The 19,609-nt window shown below is 59.3% G+C and carries 23 protein-coding genes; 13 read left to right on the top strand and 10 right to left on the bottom strand.

Going from position 1 to position 19,609, the window contains the following annotated elements; genetic code table 11:
* Nucleotides 1–2 precede the first annotated feature (2 nt).
* The 13 genes from rpmD (at nucleotide 3) to JOE65_RS12555 (ending at nucleotide 10,699) form a co-directional block, all read left to right on the top strand.
* Complete coding sequence (gene rpmD / locus JOE65_RS12615; RefSeq protein ID WP_205163524.1) at nucleotides 3–209, top strand: 50S ribosomal protein L30; 207 nt, start codon at nucleotides 3–5, stop codon at nucleotides 207–209.
* Nucleotides 209–682 (top strand): 50S ribosomal protein L15, encoded by a 474-nt coding sequence (rplO, locus tag JOE65_RS12610; protein WP_205163523.1) that lies wholly within the window; start codon nucleotides 209–211, stop codon nucleotides 680–682. Before rpmD ends, rplO begins: the two co-directional genes overlap by 1 nt.
* A gap of 188 nt (nucleotides 683–870) precedes the next feature.
* On the top strand, nucleotides 871–2,181 hold the full coding sequence (gene secY, locus JOE65_RS12605) for a preprotein translocase subunit SecY (RefSeq protein ID WP_205163522.1): 1,311 nt from the start codon (nucleotides 871–873) through the stop codon (nucleotides 2,179–2,181).
* The gene (locus JOE65_RS12600; protein WP_239536714.1) at nucleotides 2,178–2,750 is read left to right on the top strand and encodes an adenylate kinase; all 573 of its coding nucleotides are present in this window, start codon (nucleotides 2,178–2,180) and stop codon (nucleotides 2,748–2,750) included. The genes secY and JOE65_RS12600 overlap by 4 nt, the downstream gene beginning before the upstream one ends.
* Before the next feature lie 86 nt (nucleotides 2,751–2,836).
* Nucleotides 2,837–3,664 carry a type I methionyl aminopeptidase gene (gene map, locus JOE65_RS12595; protein ID WP_205163521.1) on the top strand — a complete coding sequence of 276 codons (828 nt, stop codon included), beginning with the start codon at nucleotides 2,837–2,839 and terminating at the stop codon, nucleotides 3,662–3,664.
* Nucleotides 3,665–3,880: 216 nt separating this feature from the next.
* On the top strand, nucleotides 3,881–4,102 hold the full coding sequence (gene infA, locus JOE65_RS12590) for a translation initiation factor IF-1 (RefSeq protein WP_205163520.1): 222 nt from the start codon (nucleotides 3,881–3,883) through the stop codon (nucleotides 4,100–4,102).
* A 70-nt stretch (nucleotides 4,103–4,172) separates the two neighbouring features.
* Nucleotides 4,173–4,286 carry a 50S ribosomal protein L36 gene (gene rpmJ, locus JOE65_RS12585; protein ID WP_205163519.1) on the top strand — a complete coding sequence of 38 codons (114 nt, stop codon included), beginning with the start codon at nucleotides 4,173–4,175 and terminating at the stop codon, nucleotides 4,284–4,286.
* A 163-nt stretch (nucleotides 4,287–4,449) separates the two neighbouring features.
* A complete protein-coding gene (gene rpsM, locus JOE65_RS12580; protein WP_205163518.1) occupies nucleotides 4,450–4,827 on the top strand; it encodes a 30S ribosomal protein S13 in 378 nt (125 codons plus the stop codon).
* 152 nt (nucleotides 4,828–4,979) lie between these two features.
* A complete protein-coding gene (gene rpsK, locus JOE65_RS12575; RefSeq protein ID WP_205163517.1) occupies nucleotides 4,980–5,381 on the top strand; it encodes a 30S ribosomal protein S11 in 402 nt (133 codons plus the stop codon).
* Between the two features lie 175 nt (nucleotides 5,382–5,556).
* A complete protein-coding gene (locus JOE65_RS12570; RefSeq protein WP_205163516.1) occupies nucleotides 5,557–6,564 on the top strand; it encodes a DNA-directed RNA polymerase subunit alpha in 1,008 nt (335 codons plus the stop codon).
* A gap of 64 nt (nucleotides 6,565–6,628) precedes the next feature.
* Nucleotides 6,629–7,192, top strand: coding sequence for a 50S ribosomal protein L17 (rplQ, locus tag JOE65_RS12565; protein ID WP_205163515.1), 564 nt, complete (start codon nucleotides 6,629–6,631; stop codon nucleotides 7,190–7,192).
* Between the two features lie 19 nt (nucleotides 7,193–7,211).
* Nucleotides 7,212–8,132, top strand: coding sequence for a tRNA pseudouridine synthase A (locus JOE65_RS12560; protein WP_420827509.1), 921 nt, complete (start codon nucleotides 7,212–7,214; stop codon nucleotides 8,130–8,132).
* Between the two features lie 71 nt (nucleotides 8,133–8,203).
* Nucleotides 8,204–10,699 (top strand): sensor domain-containing protein, encoded by a 2,496-nt coding sequence (locus JOE65_RS12555; protein WP_205163513.1) that lies wholly within the window; start codon nucleotides 8,204–8,206, stop codon nucleotides 10,697–10,699.
* A gap of 22 nt (nucleotides 10,700–10,721) precedes the next feature.
* On the opposite strand, the gene JOE65_RS12550 is transcribed toward JOE65_RS12555, so the two are convergent.
* From JOE65_RS12550 to JOE65_RS12505, 10 genes are all read right to left on the bottom strand, one after another.
* The gene (locus JOE65_RS12550; protein WP_205163512.1) at nucleotides 10,722–11,594 is read right to left on the bottom strand and encodes a type II secretion system F family protein; all 873 of its coding nucleotides are present in this window, start codon (nucleotides 11,592–11,594) and stop codon (nucleotides 10,722–10,724) included.
* 10 nt (nucleotides 11,595–11,604) lie between these two features.
* Nucleotides 11,605–12,537, bottom strand: a complete 933-nt coding sequence (locus JOE65_RS12545) for a type II secretion system F family protein (protein ID WP_205163511.1) — start codon at nucleotides 12,535–12,537, stop codon at nucleotides 11,605–11,607.
* A gap of 9 nt (nucleotides 12,538–12,546) precedes the next feature.
* Nucleotides 12,547–13,998: a TadA family conjugal transfer-associated ATPase gene (locus tag JOE65_RS12540; RefSeq protein ID WP_205163510.1), complete on the bottom strand. Its 1,452-nt coding sequence runs from the start codon at nucleotides 13,996–13,998 to the stop codon at nucleotides 12,547–12,549.
* A complete protein-coding gene (locus JOE65_RS12535) occupies nucleotides 13,995–15,197 on the bottom strand; it encodes a CpaE/TadZ family protein (protein WP_205163509.1) in 1,203 nt (400 codons plus the stop codon). The genes JOE65_RS12540 and JOE65_RS12535 overlap by 4 nt, the downstream gene beginning before the upstream one ends.
* Nucleotides 15,194–15,949 carry a Flp pilus assembly protein CpaB gene (gene cpaB / locus JOE65_RS12530; RefSeq protein WP_205163508.1) on the bottom strand — a complete coding sequence of 252 codons (756 nt, stop codon included), beginning with the start codon at nucleotides 15,947–15,949 and terminating at the stop codon, nucleotides 15,194–15,196. The genes JOE65_RS12535 and cpaB overlap by 4 nt, the downstream gene beginning before the upstream one ends.
* A gap of 14 nt (nucleotides 15,950–15,963) precedes the next feature.
* On the bottom strand, nucleotides 15,964–16,998 hold the full coding sequence (locus tag JOE65_RS12525; RefSeq protein ID WP_205163507.1) for a pilus assembly protein TadG-related protein: 1,035 nt from the start codon (nucleotides 16,996–16,998) through the stop codon (nucleotides 15,964–15,966).
* Nucleotides 16,986–17,408 (bottom strand): TadE/TadG family type IV pilus assembly protein, encoded by a 423-nt coding sequence (locus tag JOE65_RS12520; RefSeq protein ID WP_338021642.1) that lies wholly within the window; start codon nucleotides 17,406–17,408, stop codon nucleotides 16,986–16,988. The genes JOE65_RS12525 and JOE65_RS12520 overlap by 13 nt, the downstream gene beginning before the upstream one ends.
* A 103-nt stretch (nucleotides 17,409–17,511) precedes the next feature.
* Nucleotides 17,512–17,709, bottom strand: a complete 198-nt coding sequence (locus tag JOE65_RS12515; protein WP_205163506.1) for a Flp family type IVb pilin — start codon at nucleotides 17,707–17,709, stop codon at nucleotides 17,512–17,514.
* 277 nt (nucleotides 17,710–17,986) lie between these two features.
* Nucleotides 17,987–18,697 (bottom strand): ATP-binding cassette domain-containing protein, encoded by a 711-nt coding sequence (locus JOE65_RS12510; protein WP_205163505.1) that lies wholly within the window; start codon nucleotides 18,695–18,697, stop codon nucleotides 17,987–17,989.
* On the bottom strand, nucleotides 18,694–19,596 hold the full coding sequence (locus JOE65_RS12505) for an ABC transporter ATP-binding protein (RefSeq protein WP_205163504.1): 903 nt from the start codon (nucleotides 19,594–19,596) through the stop codon (nucleotides 18,694–18,696). Before JOE65_RS12505 ends, JOE65_RS12510 begins: the two co-directional genes overlap by 4 nt.
* Nucleotides 19,597–19,609: the final 13 nt, after the last annotated feature.

Below are 19,609 nucleotides of genomic sequence, written 5' to 3'. Positions count from 1 at the left end.
TTATGGCGAAGAACCTGATGGTTTCCACTGCAAAGTTGGAGATTACACAGACCAAGTCCGGTATTGGTGGTAAGCAGAACCAGCGGGACACCCTGCGTTCACTGGGTCTTAAGCGTATTGGACAGACTGTTGTCCGTGACGCTGACGCTGTGACAGTTGGAATGGCCAACACTGTTTCTCACCTGATCAAGGTTGAGGAGGCCAAGTAATGGAAAACGAAAGTGTAGAAAACGGCCGCGAGCACGCACTGAAGGTACACCACCTGCGTCCCGCTCCTGGAGCCCGCACCGCCAAGACCCGTGTTGGTCGCGGTGAGGGTTCAAAGGGTAAGACCGCCGGTCGCGGTACTAAGGGCACGAAGGCCCGGTACCAGATCAAGGCGGGCTTCGCAGGTGGACAGCTTCCGCTGCACATGCGTCTGCCGAAGCTGCGAGGGTTCAAAAACCCGTTCCGCGTGGAGTTCCAGGTAGTAAACCTGGACAAGATCTCCGCGCTGTTCCCCGACGGCGGAGAAGTCACCGTGGATAAGCTCGTTGAAATGGGCGCGGTTCGCAAGAACCAGCTCGTCAAGGTGCTCGGTTCCGGTGACATCACGGTCAAGGTCGACGTGAAAGCACATGCGTTCTCGTCCAGTGCTGCAGACAAGATCGCAGCTGCGGGCGGTTCGACCGCTGACGTCTAGCCACTGAACTGTGACTTGCTTCACCTAATGTAAACTCTTGGTGGGCCGGAATGACCGGTCCACCAAGAGTTTCTTTGGCTTAAAGGCTTCAAAGCCGTTGCCCCGTTCTTTTCCACGGGGTTCCAGCCGGTATGCTCGGTTGGTGCGAATTGTTGGGTACCCAACATCCAAAACTTTCAGGAGGACGCTTGCTAAGCGCAATTGGCCGGGCTTTCCGGACGCCGGACCTGCGACGCAAGTTGCTGTTCACGCTCGCAATCATCGTGATCTACCGCTTGGGTACGTTTATCCCCGCCCCAGGCGTTGATTACAGCAACGTTCAGCAGTGTCTGCAGCTGGGAAACACCGAGGACGGGCTGTACCAGTTCGTCAACCTTTTCAGTGGCGGTGCGCTACTGCAGGTATCTGTGTTTGCCCTCGGGATCATGCCGTACATCACGGCGAGTATCATCGTGCAGCTGCTGCGTGTGGTCATCCCGCGTTTCCAAGAACTGCATCAGGAAGGGGCACAGGGTCAGTCCAAGCTAACGCAGTACACCCGCTACCTGACCATCGCTCTGGGTCTTCTCAACGCGACCACTCTCGTGTCTCTGGCTCGTTCCGGCACGCTCCTTGGAAATTGCCCCGTACCGATCATTCCCGATGACAGCCTGTTCGTCATTGCGCTACTCATCCTGACCCTTACCGCCGGTACGGGCCTCATCATGTGGCTCGGCGAGCTTGTTACCGAGAAGGGAGTCGGCAACGGAATGTCTTTGCTGATTTTCATCTCAATCGCGTCCGGTTTCCCATCCTCGCTGGGAGCAATCCTCAATAGCAAGGGTTGGCTTGTATTCCTCACAGTGATCGCTGTGGGGCTTGTGGTCGTCGCGCTCGTCATCTTCGTGGAACAGTCGCAGCGACGCGTTCCGGTGCAGTATGCAAAGCGCATGGTGGGCCGCCGCACCGTTGGTGGTACAAGTACTTATATTCCCATCAAGGTTAATATGGCTGGCGTTATCCCAGTTATCTTTGCGGCGTCGATGTTGTACCTACCCGCTCTGATCGCACAGTTCAACGTCCCGCAGGATGGCAACCCGCCAGCGGAGTGGGTGAACTGGATCAACTCCAACCTCACCGGTGGGGATCAGCCGCTTTACGCTGCCGTCTACTTCCTCATGATTGTGTTCTTCACGTATTTCTACGTGGCCATCACCTTCAACCCTGAGGAAGTCTCGGACAACATGAAGAAGTACGGCGGGTTCATTCCCGGAATCCGTGCGGGTAAGCCAACTGAAAATTACCTCCACTACGTCATTTCGCGGATCACGCTTCCCGGCGCCCTGTACCTCGGCATTGTGTCTCTCATCCCGTTGATTGCACTCGTGCTTGTCGGCGCGAACCAGGACTTCCCCTTCGGCGGCGTATCGATTCTGATCATCGTCGGTGTGGGTCTTGAGACGGTGAAGCAGATTGACGCCCAACTCCAGCAGCGTCACTACGAAGGGTTATTGCGATGACAAGAATGCTCATAATCGGTCCGCCCGGATCGGGCAAAGGCACGCAGGCGGAACGTATTTCTGAGCGGATTGGCGTTGTGGCTATCTCCACGGGCGACATCTTTCGTCGCAACGTGAAGGAAGCGACGCCTCTGGGTCTGGAAGCCAAAAAGTTTATTGACGGGGGTGACTTCGTTCCGGATGATGTCACCAACCGCATGGTTCGGGACAGGCTTGAGCAGGAGGATGCCGTCGATGGGTTCTTGTTGGACGGCTATCCGCGCACCGCGGACCAAGTGCGTGAGCTCGATGACATCCTCGCAGCCAGCGGGCATAGTCTCGACATCGTGTTGCAGCTGACGGCTGATGATGAGGAACTCGTCAGCCGGCTCAAGAGACGCGCGGAATTGGACGGACGGACTGACGACACCGAAGAAGTTATTCGTCATCGACTTGAGCTGTATCGCGGGCAGACCCACGCTGTGGTCGCAGAGTATGACTCCCGTGGCATGGTCACTCGCGTTGACGGCCTCGGTGATATTGACGAAGTCACAGACCGTGTCATGAAGTCGCTCGCGAAGGTCCAGTAGGGCAGCGTCGGAAGTTCGCAGGAGTCCCGCCCGGATTGTTTTCGGGTGGGACTTTGCGTTTTCAAGCCAAGACAAAGGAAAACAGCATGGCATTCGGCCAACCTAAAGTTCAGTACAAATCCATGGACCAGATGAGGACCATGCGCCAGGCAGGGCTCGTGCTCGCAACGGCCTTGGATACAGCGGTTGGTGCCGCCGTTCCCGGTGCCCGCACAGCAGACCTGAACTCCGTCTTCGCGGAGGTGCTCTCCGATGCGAACGCGACGTCGAATTTCTTGGGCTACTACGGATTCCCGGCGACTATCTGCGTTTCGGTGAACGAAGAAGTTGTTCATGGAATTCCGGGGGAGCGAGTTCTGCAGGACGGCGACATCCTGTCCATTGATGGCGGATGCATTCTCGATGGGTGGCATGCTGACTCTGCGCGAACCGTGATCGTCGGTGAAGCGGATCCTGCCGATGTTCGGTTGTCGGAGGTGACGGAGGCTGCCATGTGGCGTGGCATCGCTGCGTTGGCCACGGGCTCACACGTCGGCGACGTTGGTTCGGCCATTGATGATTATGTGCATTCAGTGGACGGGCCAGCTCTCGGGATACTGGAGGACTACGTGGGGCACGGCATCGGAACGGAGATGCACCAGGCCCCGGATGTTCTGAACTACCGGACAAACCATCGGGGTCCCAAAATCCGGCCCGGGTTGTGTCTTGCTATTGAGCCCATGCTGGTGCGCGGAGCGATCGACACGGCTGTTCTGAGTGATGATTGGACCGTTGTCACTACCGATGGCTCGCGTGCGTCCCAATGGGAGCATTCGGTGGCCGTCCATGATGCTGGTATTTGGGTCTTGACCGCGCACGACGGCGGTGCGTCGCGACTGGGTGAGTTGGGTGTCACCCCGGTGCCGCTCGGCTAGCCACAGAAGGATACCCGTTGATCACACGGATTTCACATATATGGGGCCATGACGTACAGTTATTTGTTGGTTGTCTGTACCTTTGCGCCCAATTTTCGGCCTGACTAGCAAGCTTCGGCATGAGGGTCAGTGCTTATTGACGCAAGAGGAAACTCAACCAAAACCCTGAAATTGCCCCACGCGACTGTGCGTAGGGCTCAGACGTTAGCGGAGGATATGGCCAAGAAAGACGGCGTCATTGAGATCGAAGGCTCTGTGACTGAGGCGCTGCCCAATGCGATGTTTCGCGTTGAGCTCACCAACGGACACATGGTACTCGCGCACATCTCGGGAAAGATGCGTCAGCACTACATCAGGATCCTCCCTGAGGATCGTGTAGTAGTGGAACTCAGCCCGTACGACCTCACACGAGGCCGTATCGTCTACCGCTACAAGTAAAGACTTATCCGCCCGCTTCAGGGTTGGGAGTAGTTACGCCAGCTCAAAAAGCAAAACGCAAAGGAAGACCATGAAGGTACAGCCGAGCGTCAAGCCGATCTGCGAAAAGTGCAAAGTGATCCGCCGTAACGGCCGGGTCATGGTGATCTGCGAAAACGTGCGCCACAAACAGCGTCAGGGCTAATCAACTTTCCTGCACGGGAAAGTACAGCCCACGCGTAGTAATTAAATAGGCAGTTCAGCATCGGTACGCGCGATGCATGCCCCTGGCACGGAGGCCGGGGCCCGGGATAATCGGGATGGACTGTTTCAGACCTCCGTAACGAACACGAGGGAGGACTGCCTTTATGGCACGTCTCGCTGGCGTAGACATTCCCCGCGAAAAGCGGGTTGTTATTGCGCTTACTTATATCTACGGCGTGGGGAAGACCCGTGCAGAACAGGTCATCCTGGAAACGGGCATTAGCCCGAACACCCGGGTCAAGGACCTTACGGACGCTGACATGGTTCAGCTTCGTGACTACATTGAGGGCAACTACAAGGTTGAGGGTGACCTCCGCCGTGAGGTAGCCGCAGATATTCGCCGCAAGGTGGAAATCGGCAGCTACCAAGGTATCCGTCATCGTCGCGGAATGCCCGTACACGGACAGCGCACCAAAACCAACGCCCGCACCCGCAAGGGCCCGAAGCGTACGGTTGCTGGCAAGAAGAAGGCTGCGCGCTAAATTCCTGATGGCTTCCAAGTGAGCACATGAGCTCACAACGACGGAAACCGTCGCCAGGGCATCAGCCCATGGCGCCCCCTTTACCCAGGGACCGGCCTGCAGTGGCCAACAGCCGCTGAAGGACCTCAATCAAACTCTTTGTAGGAGAAGCAATGCCCCCCAAGACTCGTGGAGCGGTTCGTAAACCGCGTCGCAAGGACAAGAAGAATATTGCGCTGGGTCAGGCGCACATCAAGAGCACCTTCAACAACACCATCGTGACCATCACGGATCCCAATGGAGCGGTTATCGCTTGGGCTTCGTCAGGTGAGGTTGGATTCAAGGGCTCACGTAAGTCAACGCCGTTCGCTGCACAGATGGCTGCTGAAGCCGCAGCGAAGCGGGCGCAGGAACATGGCGTGCGCAAGGTAGACGTGTTCGTCAAGGGACCTGGCTCCGGCCGCGAAACTGCTATCCGGTCGCTGCAGGCCACCGGAATTGAGGTGGGATCCATCCAGGATGTGACTCCCAGCGCTCACAACGGCTGCCGTCCCTCGAAACGCCGCCGCGTCTAAGTGCTTTCGTTGGCACCCGATAGCGTCTTACTTCCCATAGATCGGGGAGTAAGAATGCCGTCGGGTGCCTTTCGAGGCCACTAGCCGTCCAAGACGTCCGGGTATCCACTCGAGATCGTCGTTTCCACCCATTGTGTTGCGTCATATAGCGGATGCTCGCTGAAAGGAAATGTCAGTGCTAATTGCACAGCGCCCCACCCTTACCGAAGAAGTAGTGGCCGACAACAGGTCACGGTTTGTCATTGAACCGCTGGAGCCAGGCTTCGGTTACACCCTTGGAAACTCACTCCGTCGTACGCTGCTGTCTTCGATTCCCGGCGCTGCTGTCACCAGCATCCGGGTCGACGGTGTGCTGCACGAGTTCAGCACGGTTCAGGGCGTGAAGGAAGATGTCTCAGAGATCATCCTCAACGTCAAGAATCTGGCCGTCTCGTCCGAGCACGACGAACCAGTGGTTGCGTACCTGCGCAAGCAGGGACCGGGAGTCGTTACGGCTGCCGATATCGCGCCCCCTGCCGGCGTCGAGTTCCACAATCCGGACCTGCACATCGCGACGTTGAACTCGAAGGGTAAGTTCGAGCTTGAGCTGACCATCGAGCGAGGCCGTGGCTATGTATCAGCCTCGCAGAATAAGGCCGGCGATTCGGAGATCGGCCGCATTCCGGTTGACTCCATTTACTCGCCTGTTCTGAAGGTGACCTTCCGTGTGGAAGCCACCCGTGTAGAGCAGCGCACAGACTTCGACAAGCTCATTGTTGATGTTGAAACCAAGGACGCCATTGCTCCGCGCGATGCGGTTGCTTCGGCAGGAACCACCCTGGTTGAGTTGTTTGGCCTGGCTCGTGAGCTGAACACCACGGCGGAAGGCATTGAGATTGGTCCTTCGCCAACGGATGCTGCGCTTGCGGCGGACATGGCGTTGCCGATCGAGGATCTGGAACTCACTGTGCGTTCCTACAATTGCCTCAAGCGTGAGGGCATCCACACCGTGGGTGAGCTCGTTGCGCGTTCAGAGGCTGATCTGATGGATATCCGGAACTTTGGTGCCAAGTCCATTGATGAGATCAAGGCGAAGCTGGTTGAACTTGGGTTGTCCCTTAAGGACTCCCCGGCTGGGTTCGATCTTGCGGCACGTGCCGCCGCCATCGACGAGACCGACGCCTACCCGGACGACGAGCTCTAAACACGCAAAATTTTGCTTCGCCGGTGCACTGCGCCGGTGGGGCACCATTTGAGGAGAAAATATAATGCCTACGCCCACCAAGGGTCCGCGCCTCGGAGGAGGAGCGGCTCACGAGCGCTTGATGCTCGCTAATCTTTCCGCTGCTCTGTTTGAGCACAAGCGGATCACGACCACGGTGACCAAGGCCAAGCGCCTTCGCCCGTACGCCGAGCGTCTGGTGACGTTTGCGAAGCGCGGGGACTTGTCCTCGCGTCGTCGTGTTCTGGCACTGATCAGCAACAAGGGCCTTGTCCATGAGCTTTTCACGGACATCGCTTCCGCAATGGAGAACCGCGACGGCGGTTACACCCGCATCACGAAGATCGGTAACCGTAAGGGCGACAACGCTCCCATGGCTGTCATTGAACTGGTGATGGAGCCGGTTTCACCGAAGCAGGCTGTTGTTTCTGAGGCCAACAATGCGGCCAAGACTGATGCGGCCAAGTCCGACGCTGCAGGGTCCAAGTCTGTAACCGCTACTGATGATGCTGAGGTCGTTGAGGCCGATGTTGAGACAGAGAGCACTGAAGCTGATGAGTCAAACTCAAAGGCTGAGGATTCTGCGGCCGAGGATTCAGAGAAGAAGTAGTTCTTCGCTGAATTATTGCGTGGATGTCAAGGAGCCCGTTATCCCTTCTGGGGGTAGCGGGCTCCTGCGTTCTCCCGAACCGGGATCGGTGAGGGTGCGTGTTCGGATGGCGTATGACGGGTCACCATTCTGTGGCTGGGCAAAGCAGCCGGGACTGCTCACTGTCCAAGGTTGCCTTGAAGAGGGTCTGGAAACGCTGTTTCGCCGACCGGTACGCTTGACGGTTGCTGGTCGTACGGATTCGGGCGTGCATGCCAGAGGGCAGGTTGCGCACTGTGATTTGACAGCAAACGAGTGGGCATCGGTGGCGCGAGGCAAAGAGCTCTCGCCTGCCGACGCTCTGCGGCGGCGCCTGCAGGGAGTTCTGTCGATGATTTTGGGCCCGGTAACGGGTGCGGTGGAGATTCTGGACGTTGAGACAGCTCCCGAGGGTTTCGACGCCCGGTTCTCAGCATTGTGGCGCCGGTATGAGTACCGGATCGCCGATCGAGCCGAAAATCGCGATCCACTACTACGCGGCTTGACGCTGTGGCACGGTGAAGCGCTGGATGAAGCGCAGATGAACGCGGGAGCCGAGCGACTGCTGGGACTGCAGGATTTCAAAGCCTATTGCAAGCCTCGTGAAGGCGCCACCACGATCAGGGAGCTACAGCGTTTCGACTTCTCTCGCGATAGTGATGGAGTCCTGGTGGCAACCGTCAGGGCGGACGCGTTCTGCCATAATATGGTCCGATGTTTGGTGGGGGCGGCTCTTCCTGTCGGTGCAGGCTCGCATCGACCAGAACGTATGTACGAACGATTGGTGTCTGGCGTGAGGTCCAGCCAGTCGGTATTCGCACCGCCGCATCCGTTGGTTCTACAGGAGATCGGCTACCCTCCTGGAGAGGAGTTGGCGGTACGTGCTGCACTGACGAGGACGCGACGCAAAACGCTAGGCTGAACGTCGGCAATAGCCGTGGCGCGCAGTCCGATAACCGCACAAAATGTGCCCGCTTCATTAGGATAGATACTATGACTGCTGAAGAAGAGCGCCGCGGACGCCAGCACACAGTTCCCGTGGTGAAGGACTCTCTGGACAGCCTGAGGGACCAGGAGAAGATCACTTTTCAGGCGTCGCTGCTGGACGCGGTCGGCCAGTCCGTGATGGCGGCGGATGGCAGTGGTTACGTGAGGTACTGGAACGACGCTACGCAGGAAATGCTTGGGTGGTCAGCGGAAGAAGCTCTGGGCTGTCCTTTAGAAGAGCTGAACGTCTTTGATGCTGGCGTGGATGTCAGGGCGATCATGCGGTTTGTCGCCCGCGGGGAGAGCTGGGTGGGCGAGCACTGGGTCAACCACCGAGACGGCCGCCGCGTCCCTGTCTACTCTACGATTACGCCTCTGTTTGACAGTGATGGTGAGCTGATTGCCGTCATCGATGTGACAACGGATCTCACGAGCGTCAAGCGCACAGAGGCCGAGATGCGCCGGCTGTCGGCGCTGGTGGAGTCTTCCAATGATGCGATCAACGGTGCGGATCTGGATGGGGTTATCACCAGTTGGAACGCGGGAGCCGCCCACATGTACGGGTACACAGCGGCGGAAGTCGTGGGTCAGAGCGTTGCGATTCTGACTCCGCCCGGCCAAGACGGCGTCGATGGTGCGCTGCGGTCGTGGCTGCGGAATGGCAGTCTCGTCGTCGGGCGCGAAGTGGCGGGTCTTCGTAAGGACGGGTCGGTCCTGGATGTGTCGCTGACGCTCTCGCCGGTGTATGACGCGGACGGTTCGCTCATAGGCACGTCAGCGATCGCGCGTGATGTCACCGAGCTCAGGAGGCTGCGTGCAGCGGTGGAGCTTGAACGCGACCGCCTGAGTGCCGCGCAGGAGATGGCACATGTGGGATCCGTGGAGGTGGACATGGTCACGGGGAGCAGGTGGTGGTCGGAGGAGTATTTTCGGATCCATGGGCTGCCGTTGAACGTGAGTCCCACGGAAGAATTATGGTTGAGCGTGCTCCATCCGGAGGATCGTGAACGGGTACGGACGTTGTGGCAGGCCCTTGAAGACGGCGGCCCTCCGATGGAGGTTGTGCACAGAGTGGTGCGACCGGACCGCGAGGTCCGGTGGGTGCAGACTCGTGCAACTGCAGAACACGACGACGACGGCGTGCTACTGAAGCTGGTGGAAACCACTGTGGACATCACTGATCGGAAGCTTGCTGAGTCAGCGTTGGAGCTGCTGGCCTTCGAAGATCCGCTGACGGGGCTGGCGAACCGGGTACGGTTGCTGGATTCCATTGAACAGGCTCAGGCAGTGGCCACGGCGCAGGGCACCCAAGTTGGGGTGTTGTTCATGGACGTAGATCGCTTCAAGATCGTCAATGACGGAATGGGTCACGCGGCGGGGGACAGCCTGCTCGCCCAACTCGCGAATAGGTTGCGTGGTGCGGTGCGGCCACAGGATCTGTTGGCGCGATTCGCCGGAGATGAGTTCGTCATTGTGTGTACGGGCATTTGCGAGGAGGAAACCCTGCTTCTGGCGGAGCGTATCGCTGCGACGATCAAGGCCCCTTTCAACCTGCAGGGCCGGGAAGTCTTTATCACGGTCAGCGTGGGTATTGCTCTTTCGGGCGAGGACTATTCCGCGGAATCATTGCTTCACAATGCGGATGCTGCCATGTATCGGGCCAAGCAGGACGGTCGCGGGGAGCCGGTGGTGTTCGATGAGGAAATGCACAGGAGCGCCAAGCTGCGTCTGGACATTGGTTCAGAGCTTCCCCGGGTGATCGAACGTGGCGAACTCGAGGTATATTACCAGCCGATCATGGATGTTGCCTCGGGGCGTCCGGTCGGTGCGGAGGCGTTGCTTCGGTGGCGTCATCCGGAACATGGGCTGATCAACCCGGAGGTGTTCATCCCTGTTGCGGAGGAAACTGCGCTCATTGTTCCTATCGGCCGGTGGGTTCTGAACGAGGCGTTGACTCAGGCTCAGCGATGGCGGGAGAGTTTCGACGTCGCTGGTGGCTTTGGCATTGCTGTGAACCTTTCGGCGCGTCAGCTGCACGATGTGGAGATCTACGACACTGTTGCCGAAGCCATTGAGGCAGCGGGTATCGATCCGTCGGCGGTGGAACTGGAGATGACAGAGTCTGTGCTGATGCAAAATGTCGGTCAGTCACTGGAGACTCTGACGAAGCTGCGGCGCCTTGGCGTGGGCTTGTCTATTGATGATTTTGGAACGGGGTATTCATCGCTGAGTTACCTGCGCCGTTTCCCGGTGACCACGTTGAAGATTGACAGGTCCTTCGTGGACGAGTTGGATGGGGTCGATATTCATGCCCGGCCGATTGTAGAGGCGATCACCATGCTTGCGCATGCGTTGAGCTTGAATGTGGTGGCCGAGGGCGTGGAGACGGAGAAGCAGTTGGAGGTCCTGCATGAGTTGCGGGCAAACCATGCGCAGGGTTACTTCTGGTCAAAGCCTGTTCCTGCAGCGGAACTTGAGCTGTGGCTGAAATCCTTCGACTAGCGAATTCGACTAGCGAAGAAAACTACCCGAACGTTGACATGGCGTTGAGTGCTGCCGGTGCCAGGATGGCGATGAAGAGCACGGGGAAGATGAAGAACAGCAGCGGGAAGAGGATGGCCACGGGAAGTTTCATGGCTTTCTCTTCCGCGCGTTGACGGCGCTTGACTCGCATCACTTTTGCCTGGGTGCGGAGCACTCGGCTGATGGCGATTCCATAGGCGTCGGCCTGGACCACGGCCTGGACGAAGCTGCGTAGCTCGGGAACGTTGGTGCGGGCAGCGAGGGCAAGGTATGACTCGCGGCGGCTGCGCCCTACCTGCATGTCCTGGAGCGTGCGGACAATTTCCTGGGCGAGGGGACCGCGTCCGTTCTGGCCGGCTTTGGCCATGGCGCCTTCGAATCCGAGCCCGGCCTCCACCGAGATCAGCATCTGGTCCAGGGTGTTGGCCAGTTCCAGCTGCATTGCTTTCTGCCGCTCCTGGCCTTTGCTGATGAGCAGCAGATCAGGGATGAAGTAACCGAGCGCGACGACGGCGATGCCGATGAGCTTCATCGGCTGGGAACTGGTGCTCACCAGCAGGACTCCGACGCCGACTCCGAGACCACCGAGGACCAGTTTGGCGCCGAGCAGCCGACGGAGGGGGAAGGCTGCGGGCCTACCAGCCAAGGCCAGTTTCCGGTCGATCCACTGCACGTATTGGTCCGGTGCAATGGTGATTCCGAGTTTCTCCAACGCAAAATTGGTGCGTCGCTCTTGTGTTGCAGCGGCCTCGAATCCGCGGGTCAGGTTCTCTTGGATTCCGGTTCCGGTGGCACCCCGGACGGAGATCAGGATCCAGGCGAGGGCGCCGAGCGACAGGCTGACGAGCAGCACGCCCAGGGTCAAGATGTTCATGGAGGGTTCCCTAGAATTTCAGGTCGATGATTTTGCGCAACCACAGGCAGCCGATGGTCATGAGGATCACCGAGACGGCGATGAGCACCCAGCCGAGCAGAGTGGTGAACAGCGGGTCCATGTATCCGGGGCTGACGACCATCAACATGGCGATGATGCCGAACGGCAGGGCGACGAGGATGTAGGCGGAGAATTTTCCTTCAGCGGCGAGGGCTTTGATCTGGCCTTTGATTTCGCTGCGTTCGCGGATGGTGTCGTTGACTTGGTCGAGGACTTCGGCCAGATTTCCGCCTACTTCTCGGTTGATCTGAATGGCCTGGGCAATCCAGACGAAGTCTTCGTTCTGCATGCGGGTGGCTGTGTTGTTCAGTGAGCTTGTGAGGTCCCTGCCGAGGCTGGTGGCCGAGACAACGCGCCGCATTTCCAATGACGTCGGGCTGGGAGATTCAGTGGCGGCGGCGTCGATGGCGCGCAGGATGCTGTGGCCGGCGCGGAGGCTTCCAGTGAGGAGTTGAAGAGTGTCCGGTAGCTGTTCGCTGAATTTTCGGCGGTGACTGGCTGCGCGTTGGGTGAGGATGAGTTGGCCGATGATTGGCGCGACGACGATGAGCAGCAACGCGAGCGGTATGCCTCCGGCAATCAGTCCCATGAGTCCTCCGATTGCTGCGCCTGCGCCGACGAGCAGGAAGTAATCTCCCTGGCTCAGGCGCATACCGGCGGCTTCGATGGCGGCGTTGTTATAGAGGCTGAAGTTCCGGCGTGCAAAGTACCGGTCCAGGACGTCCGCAGCGGAGCCCACAAACCGGGACAGATGTGAGCCCGACTCTTGTTCGAACGGCCGACGGCGGTCCAGGGGGATGCTCGCGGAGTGAGGTTTGAAGGCGACACCGAGGACGATGATGACTGCGGCGACTATGAGGAGAAATCCGACGAACAAGTCCATGTGCTGCTCCTAGAAACGCGGTCCGGCGGACCGGGTCTGGAAAACTTCGGGCGATACGTGAATGCCCATGTCTTCGAAGCGGCTGATGAATCGGGGGCGGATTCCGGTGGAGACGGGGCCGCCGAGGAACCGGCCTGTGTCGTCAACGCCAGCAGAGTAGTCAAAGACGAACGCGTCCTGGAGGGTGACCACTTCGCCTTCCATGCCCTGTACCTCTGTGACGTGGGTGATGCGGCGGGTGCCGTCGCGCAGTCTGGAGATCTGGACGATCAGGTTCACGGCCGAGGCAAGCTGTTCACGGATTGCCCGCAGTGGAAGGTCCATACCGGCCATCAGCACCAGAGTTTCCAGCCTGGCGACGGCGTCGCGCGGGGAGTTGGAGTGCACAGTTGACAGGGACCCATCGTGGCCGGTGTTCATGGCCTGAAGCATGTCCAGAGATTCACCGCCACGAACCTCGCCGACGACGATCCGGTCTGGCCGCATACGCAGGGAGTTTCGCAGGAGGTCGCGGATGGTGATTTCGCCCTTACCCTCGGTGTTCGAGGGGCGGCTCTCGAGCCGGACCACGTGGGCCTGCTGCATCTGAAGCTCGACGGCGTCTTCGATGGTGACAATCCGCTCGTTGTCCGGGATGAAGGAGGACAGCACGTTCAGCAGGGTGGTCTTTCCGGTACCGGTACCGCCGGAAACGATGATGTTGAGTTTCGCTTTGACGCAGGCGTCGAGCAGTTCGGCCATCTGCGGGGTGAGCGTTCCGAAATCGAGCAGGTTCTGGACGGTGAGGGGGTCGCGGCTGAATTTACGGATGGTCAGTGAGGACCCGTTGACGGCCAACGGCGGGATGATCGCGTTGACGCGGGACCCGTCCTCGAGACGAGCGTCCACCAGCGGTGACGATTCGTCGATGCGGCGGCCCACTTTGGAGACGATGCGTTCGATGACGTTGCGCAGGTGCGCTTCGGAGCTGAACCGTGAGTCGGTGAGCGTCAGATGACCTGAGCGTTCCACGTAGATCTGGTCCATACGGTTGACCATGATCTCGGTGACGAGGTCATCGTCGAGCAGTCGTTGTAAGGGGCCGTAACCGAGCACGTCGTCGGCCACATCGCGGACCAGCCGCGCCCGCTCATCAGCGCTGAGAGGGACCTGTTCGGCGTCGATCACCTGGCTGAGTTCATCGCGCGCCAGCGTACGGAGTTCGGTTTCGGTCAGGGCTGAGTCGTTGAACCGGTGGCCCATGCGTTCAAACAGGGCTGTGGCTGCACGCTGTTTGAGGCCGGCGAGGGCGTCCATGGGTTGAGCGCGCTCGGGTTCGGGAATGTCTCGGGCAGCATGCCTGGACAGGAGAGGGCCAGCCTGAGCTGCTGGTTCGATGGGTTCGGAGAACTCTGAAATTGCTGGCTCGTCGGTGGGGTTGGTGCGCTGCTGTGCAGCGAGTAGGCGGTCGGAGAGTCTCATTCGACGACGACCCTGCGGTGTATTTGTCGCTGTGCTTTGGCACGCCATTGGGGGGTGAATCGTTCAACCAACTGGTTGAGGCTTTTCACGGAGCTGTCTCTGGGGTTGTCCTGCAGTACGGGTACACCCCTGTTGGTGGAGAGGGCGACGGCCTTTGACCGGGAGATGCTGACGTCCACCGGCACACCAATGGTACTTTCGACGTCCTGCACGCTGAGCCCGGATTTGGTGTCTGCCATGTTCAGTACGACGTGACGGTTTCCGGGAAGAATTTCGAGTTGGCGCAGGACGTCGAGCCCGGATCGGAGGCCACGGACGCTGGGGACGTCCATTCCCGTGATCCAGACGGCGTCGGTGCATTGCTCCATAGCGGCGAGGGCGTGTTCGGTGAGGCCCGGAGCGGTATCGACCACCACATACTGGAACTCTGAGGCGAGCTGGGACAGCAGGTGCGTGACTTGTTTGCCGGTGATCTGATCTGCTTCCACCGGATTTTTCGGTGCGCACAGGGCGTAAATACCGGAGGGATGTACGGAGAGGAAGGCTTTGAGTACCAGTGAGTCAGAGGTGGCCGAGGAGGAGACGGCGTCGAGGATCGTGTGCTCGGGGCTGAGGTAAAGCCCAGTGGCCACATCACCAAACTGGAGATCCAGATCGACGACGACGACGCTCATCGGAGCAATTCTCCCGAGCCCGACGGCGATGTTGGTGGCCATGGTGGTTTTGCCGACGCCGCCCTTGGGGGAGAAGACGCCGATGACGACGCCGCGGTCCTTCAGTGCCTGCGTGGCAGCCGGCTGATTGCTGCGGCTACGGCTGGCATACGCCTGGCAGGCACGTTCGAGAATGACACGGATCTGTGCGACGTCGGATTCCGGGCTCAGCACGTCGCGGATGCCGGCGCGCATGGAGTGCAGCACCAGCTCCGGATCGGCTTCGTTGACCAGGATGATACTAATTTCCGGGTGTTGGACATCGAGGATCGTGGCTAGACGCAGGACGTTTTCCAGTGGAACTTCTGGGCCCAGGATCAAGACTTCGGGGCGTTCCTGGGATAACTGTTTGAACAGTTCCTGGGGCTGCGACGGGATCACCGTGGTGGCGAAGGTATGAACTTCGCCCTGCAGCCCGCCGGTTACGGCCAGCCGCAGTTTCTGATCGAAATCGGTGTTGGGGCTGATGAGCACAAAGCGACTCATGGAAATACCTCGGATCTTGTGATCGGAGTGGGTGGATCTTCTGCTGCATCCGCTGGTTCCTTGCTCAGCCAGACGCGGCCGAACTCAGAGGCGAAGACAATCTTGGCGGACTGAACGTCCTTGAGCGCCACCGTGACCATCATCGTGCCGGTGGGTAGCGCGTTGTCGAGCGCGTCTTGGGCGGGCGTCGGCGCTTCAGAGTCTTCTTCGGCGTCGCTGGCGGTGTCGGCGCGCTGGACTCGGGTGACGAGGACCTTGTGGAAGAGGCGTTGGGTCATAGCGGGCTCTTCTCCTGCACCGTCAAAGGAGACGAAAACACCGACGGTGTCGCCAGCGGTAAACTGGCCGCCGACAACGCGCTGCGGCTCTAGGGCGAAGGAGATGGTCTGGAAGCCTTCTGGCACGTCAATTTCGCCGGGCGTTCCGAGTTCGTTGGGATCGATCAGCCGTTGGGCCAGCAGCTGCTCACCGGGTGCGAGGTCAATCGCGGTGATTTTTCCCTTCGAGTTGTTCAGATTCTTCAGGGCCGTGCTGGGTACGGACGCCGCCGGTAGCCGTTCGGCTTTGATTAGTTCACCAAGTTCGGCCACGGGGGTTCCGGCGGGAATCTTTTGTTGAACTACCAGGACTGTCACCGGGCTTAGCCGGCTCATGGCCCGCTGGTCTGCTCCCGTGGCGTAGGAGAAGACGAGGATGGCCCCAATGACGGCGGCAACAAGTGCCACGACGCCGGCCAGAATGCGAGAATTCACGTAACTACCTGTTCTTATGCCGTGAGACGGACGATTGAGATGCCGAAGTCATCGGGCGGGCCGATTTCGAAGTCACTGTCGAGGGAAACCATCTTGACGAACTTCCCGATGACACCTCTGCAGCTATCGGTACAGTCTTTGGGCAGAGAGGTTGTATTGAAGTTCAGTGGTGCGTCTGTTCCGCCCTTGAATTTCCATCCGTGAATCTCAAAGGCCGCAAAGCCGATGACGTTGAATTTGGTGTTTTCGCCTTTCCCTGTCACCTCGTCGAAAATGGGGAAGAGTCCGATGGCCGGTTCTCCGGCGTTGTAGGCGGCGATCCACGAGTTGAGGATGTCGTCGCAGCCTGCTGGAGGATTATTTCCGGGGTTGCCACCGGTTCGAGGATTCTTGAGGTTCACTTGCGCACCGCAGCCGTCCGTTTGGTCCAGCCAGCCGAAGTTACCTGGCACCACGCTGCCGGAGGAACCGTAATCGCACGTTGAGCCCGCTTTTTTGCCGTGAGTGACCAGGATCTGCAGATCTTCGTCGAGTTGGTCTTGCCATTGGCAGACCGAGAATGTGAGGGGGAAAGACGTCACGCCCGCAATGGGACTGCCCCAGGCGGCGGAGGCCTGGGCTCCGACCTCCGCATCGGCCATACCGAAGATGTTCGCGAAGAAGAGCGAGACCTTATGTGCACCGTCGATGTCCTCGGCGCCAGTGGTAACGGTGACTTTGCCCGCGTCTTCATTGAGTTCCACGTTGCTGACATTGCTGACATTGTCCAGGGCATTGGCGTCAGCCAGAATTTTCGCGAGCGAGGAACCGCTCGTGATTTCCGAACAGTCATCGTCTTCTTCATTTTCCGCGCATTTTTGCGCAATGCCGATGGCGGCGGCATCCGCACCACTCTGGAGCTGAGCGCGCTCGCTGTAGAGCACCCCAACATCGATCGCCAGGGCAGCGAAGGCGAGTAGTACGACCATGAGCAGTGCCGTGATGACGCTGATGCCACCACGTTCAGGCTCGGCGACTTTGCGGGTTCGAGCGATTCTTAACCACCGCATAGCATGACGCCTTTACCGGTCAGGTTGAACGGACCGGCGAATCCGGTGATCGTTTCAAGAGAGTAGTTGATGGTCAGGGTGACCTGGAGAGGTTTTTCATCGTCAGCGGCGCTGCATTTGGCTGGGCTGATGACCATGTCAGTCGTCTGGAGGCCTGGTATAGAGACAGCCGCTGCTTTTGCTGCGTTCTTGGCGTCGTCAGGATCATGGGTAATGGCCATGACCCGGACGCCCTCACGGGCTGCGTTCGTGAGAGAAATCTGTGTGTTGTAGGCGTGGCCGAACTCGATGATCCCCATCACCAGGGCCAGCAGGATAGGCAGGATGAACGCCATTTCGACGGCGGCTGCTCCCCGCTCAAATTGTGTGGATGGTGTGCACCCCCGCGCACGTGCGCCTTTAGCGGCCACGGTTCTCTCCCCAGTTAATCCAGTGGGTGGAGGGACCGACCCCTCCACCCACTGGCTATGCCTCCAACACGTATGGCGTAGATGAATGCCTGTATCGCAGCTACTATGCTGCTGGCGTGAGCTTGCCTGATAGTCCCTCGAAGAGGCCGCGGAGTTCTCCGCCGAAAATGGAAACCGCGGTAATGATCGCCACGGCGATGAGAGCAACCATGATGCCGTATTCAACGGCCGTGGCACCCTTCTCATCGCGGGTCAGGCGGGTAGTCATGAAGGTGTGCAGGGTTGCGTAAATTTTTAGCATTTCTAACTCCTGATGAGGCGTGGACCGAGTAGAAGGGTCGACGGGATTGGATTCAAAGTCGGCAGGAGAGTTCGTAAAAATACCCCCAACTTTATTGAGAATCCTCAACGGAGTTGATGTTCGGCTCCCCAGCCAAAAAAAGAGTATGGGCAATTATCATCGGTGGCAATACTCTCAGCTCGTCCCACTGCTGAACTGTTATGTAACGCGCCGGGAATACTCAGGTTTCCCCAATGTTCGCGCGATAAAATTTGCGGTAAGAAGAAATGAGTGTGATTTAAATCACATTTCCATCGTGTAGTTCCACCACTCGGTCAGCCCGTTTCATCAGCAGAGGGTCGTGGGTTGTCACGATCATGGCAACCCGTTCTAGGTGTGCCAGCTCCGCCAGGAGATCCATCATCGTGGCAGCAGTATTGCTGTCCAACTGCCCGGTGGGCTCGTCGGCAATGAGTACCCGGGGCCAGTTTGCCAGGGCCCGCGCGATGCCCACCCGCTGCTGTTGCCCGCCGGAGAGCTGACTCGGACGTTGGTTCCGATGCTGTGCCAGACCCATACGCTCCAGTAACTCATTGACTCGCGTCTCCCGGTCCTGCGGATCGGTGTTCACCAGCCGCAATGGCACCTCAATATTCTCTTCCGCAGAGAGGATCGGGATCAGGCCAAAAGATTGAAAGATGAAACCCAGTTCCGTCTGGCGCAGTGTCACACGGTCTTGTTCCCGCATGCCCGTCAGTTCGTTCCCGCCCAACCAGACGTGGCCGGCGTCGGGCTGGTCCAACCCGCCAATGCAGTTCAGCAGAGTGGTCTTACCGGATCCCGAGGGGCCCTTGATCACCAGGAGTTCGCCGGCGGACACCGTCAGTGAGACGTCCCGGCACGCATGCACGGCAGACTCGCCGGTGCCATAGGTGCGGGTCACCGACTCTGCCCGGAGCGCAGGCGCGCTCGACGCCGAGGGAGGGGGAGTAACAACTGGCTGGCTCACTGCTGGTCCTTCGTGGCTTTGCTCGTGGAATTGTGGGGCGAGACGCGCACATGATCATCTTCAAGACCCAACCGAACGCGGTCCTTCATGTTGAGCGCGGACATGAAGTCCTGCGGTAACTGCAATCTTCCGACCTTGTCGATGACTGCAAATTCCTCCGCTATCAGGTGCTCATCGCCGTCGTCGTTCACTCCCGAACGCCGAAACGTCTCCGTGGAGCAGCGACCGTCACGGATCTGCACCGTGCGCTGGACGTGCTCCGACACCGTGGGATCGTGCGTGACGATGAGCGTGGTCACGTCGAGCTCCTGGTTGACGGCGCGCATGGCTTCGAGCACGTCCGCGGAAGTGGCTTCGTCGAGCTCGCCGGTGGGCTCGTCAGCGAGGATGATGCGCGGCTCGTTGGCCATCGCCACAGCAATGGAGACGCGCTGTTGCTCACCGCCGGAAAGCTGCGCGGGGGTGCGGTCCCGGCAGTAGCCGACGCCGGTGAGTTCCAACAGGTCGCTCACGAGACCGGAGGTGTTCTTCCGGCCAGCGAGCGCCATGGGCAGTTCTACATTTTCCGCTGCGGTGAGGTAGGGGAGCAGGTTGCGTGGGGTCTGCTGCCAGATGAAACCCACGGTTTGCCGCTGGTAGTGGACCCGTTGCTTTCGGGTCATGTTGAGCAGGTCGATGCCGGCTACGTGAGCTTTGCCCGCGGAGGGCACATCGAGTCCGGAGAGGATGGTCAGGAGCGTGGATTTACCGGATCCGGAGGCACCGACGACGGCGATCATCTCTCCCCGCTCCACCCGTAGGTTGAGTCCCTGGAGGGCTTGAACTTCAATGCCGTCGCCGCGGAAGATGCGGACCACATCCTCGCAGAGAATGTCCGGTGCGCTCTGGTTGCTGCTCATGCTGGTTCCGTTC

It is taken from the genome of Arthrobacter roseus, from assembly GCF_016907875.1.
Classification (GTDB): domain Bacteria; phylum Actinomycetota; class Actinomycetes; order Actinomycetales; family Micrococcaceae; genus Arthrobacter_J; species Arthrobacter_J roseus.
This window is presented reverse-complemented; position numbering and strand designations above follow the sequence as displayed.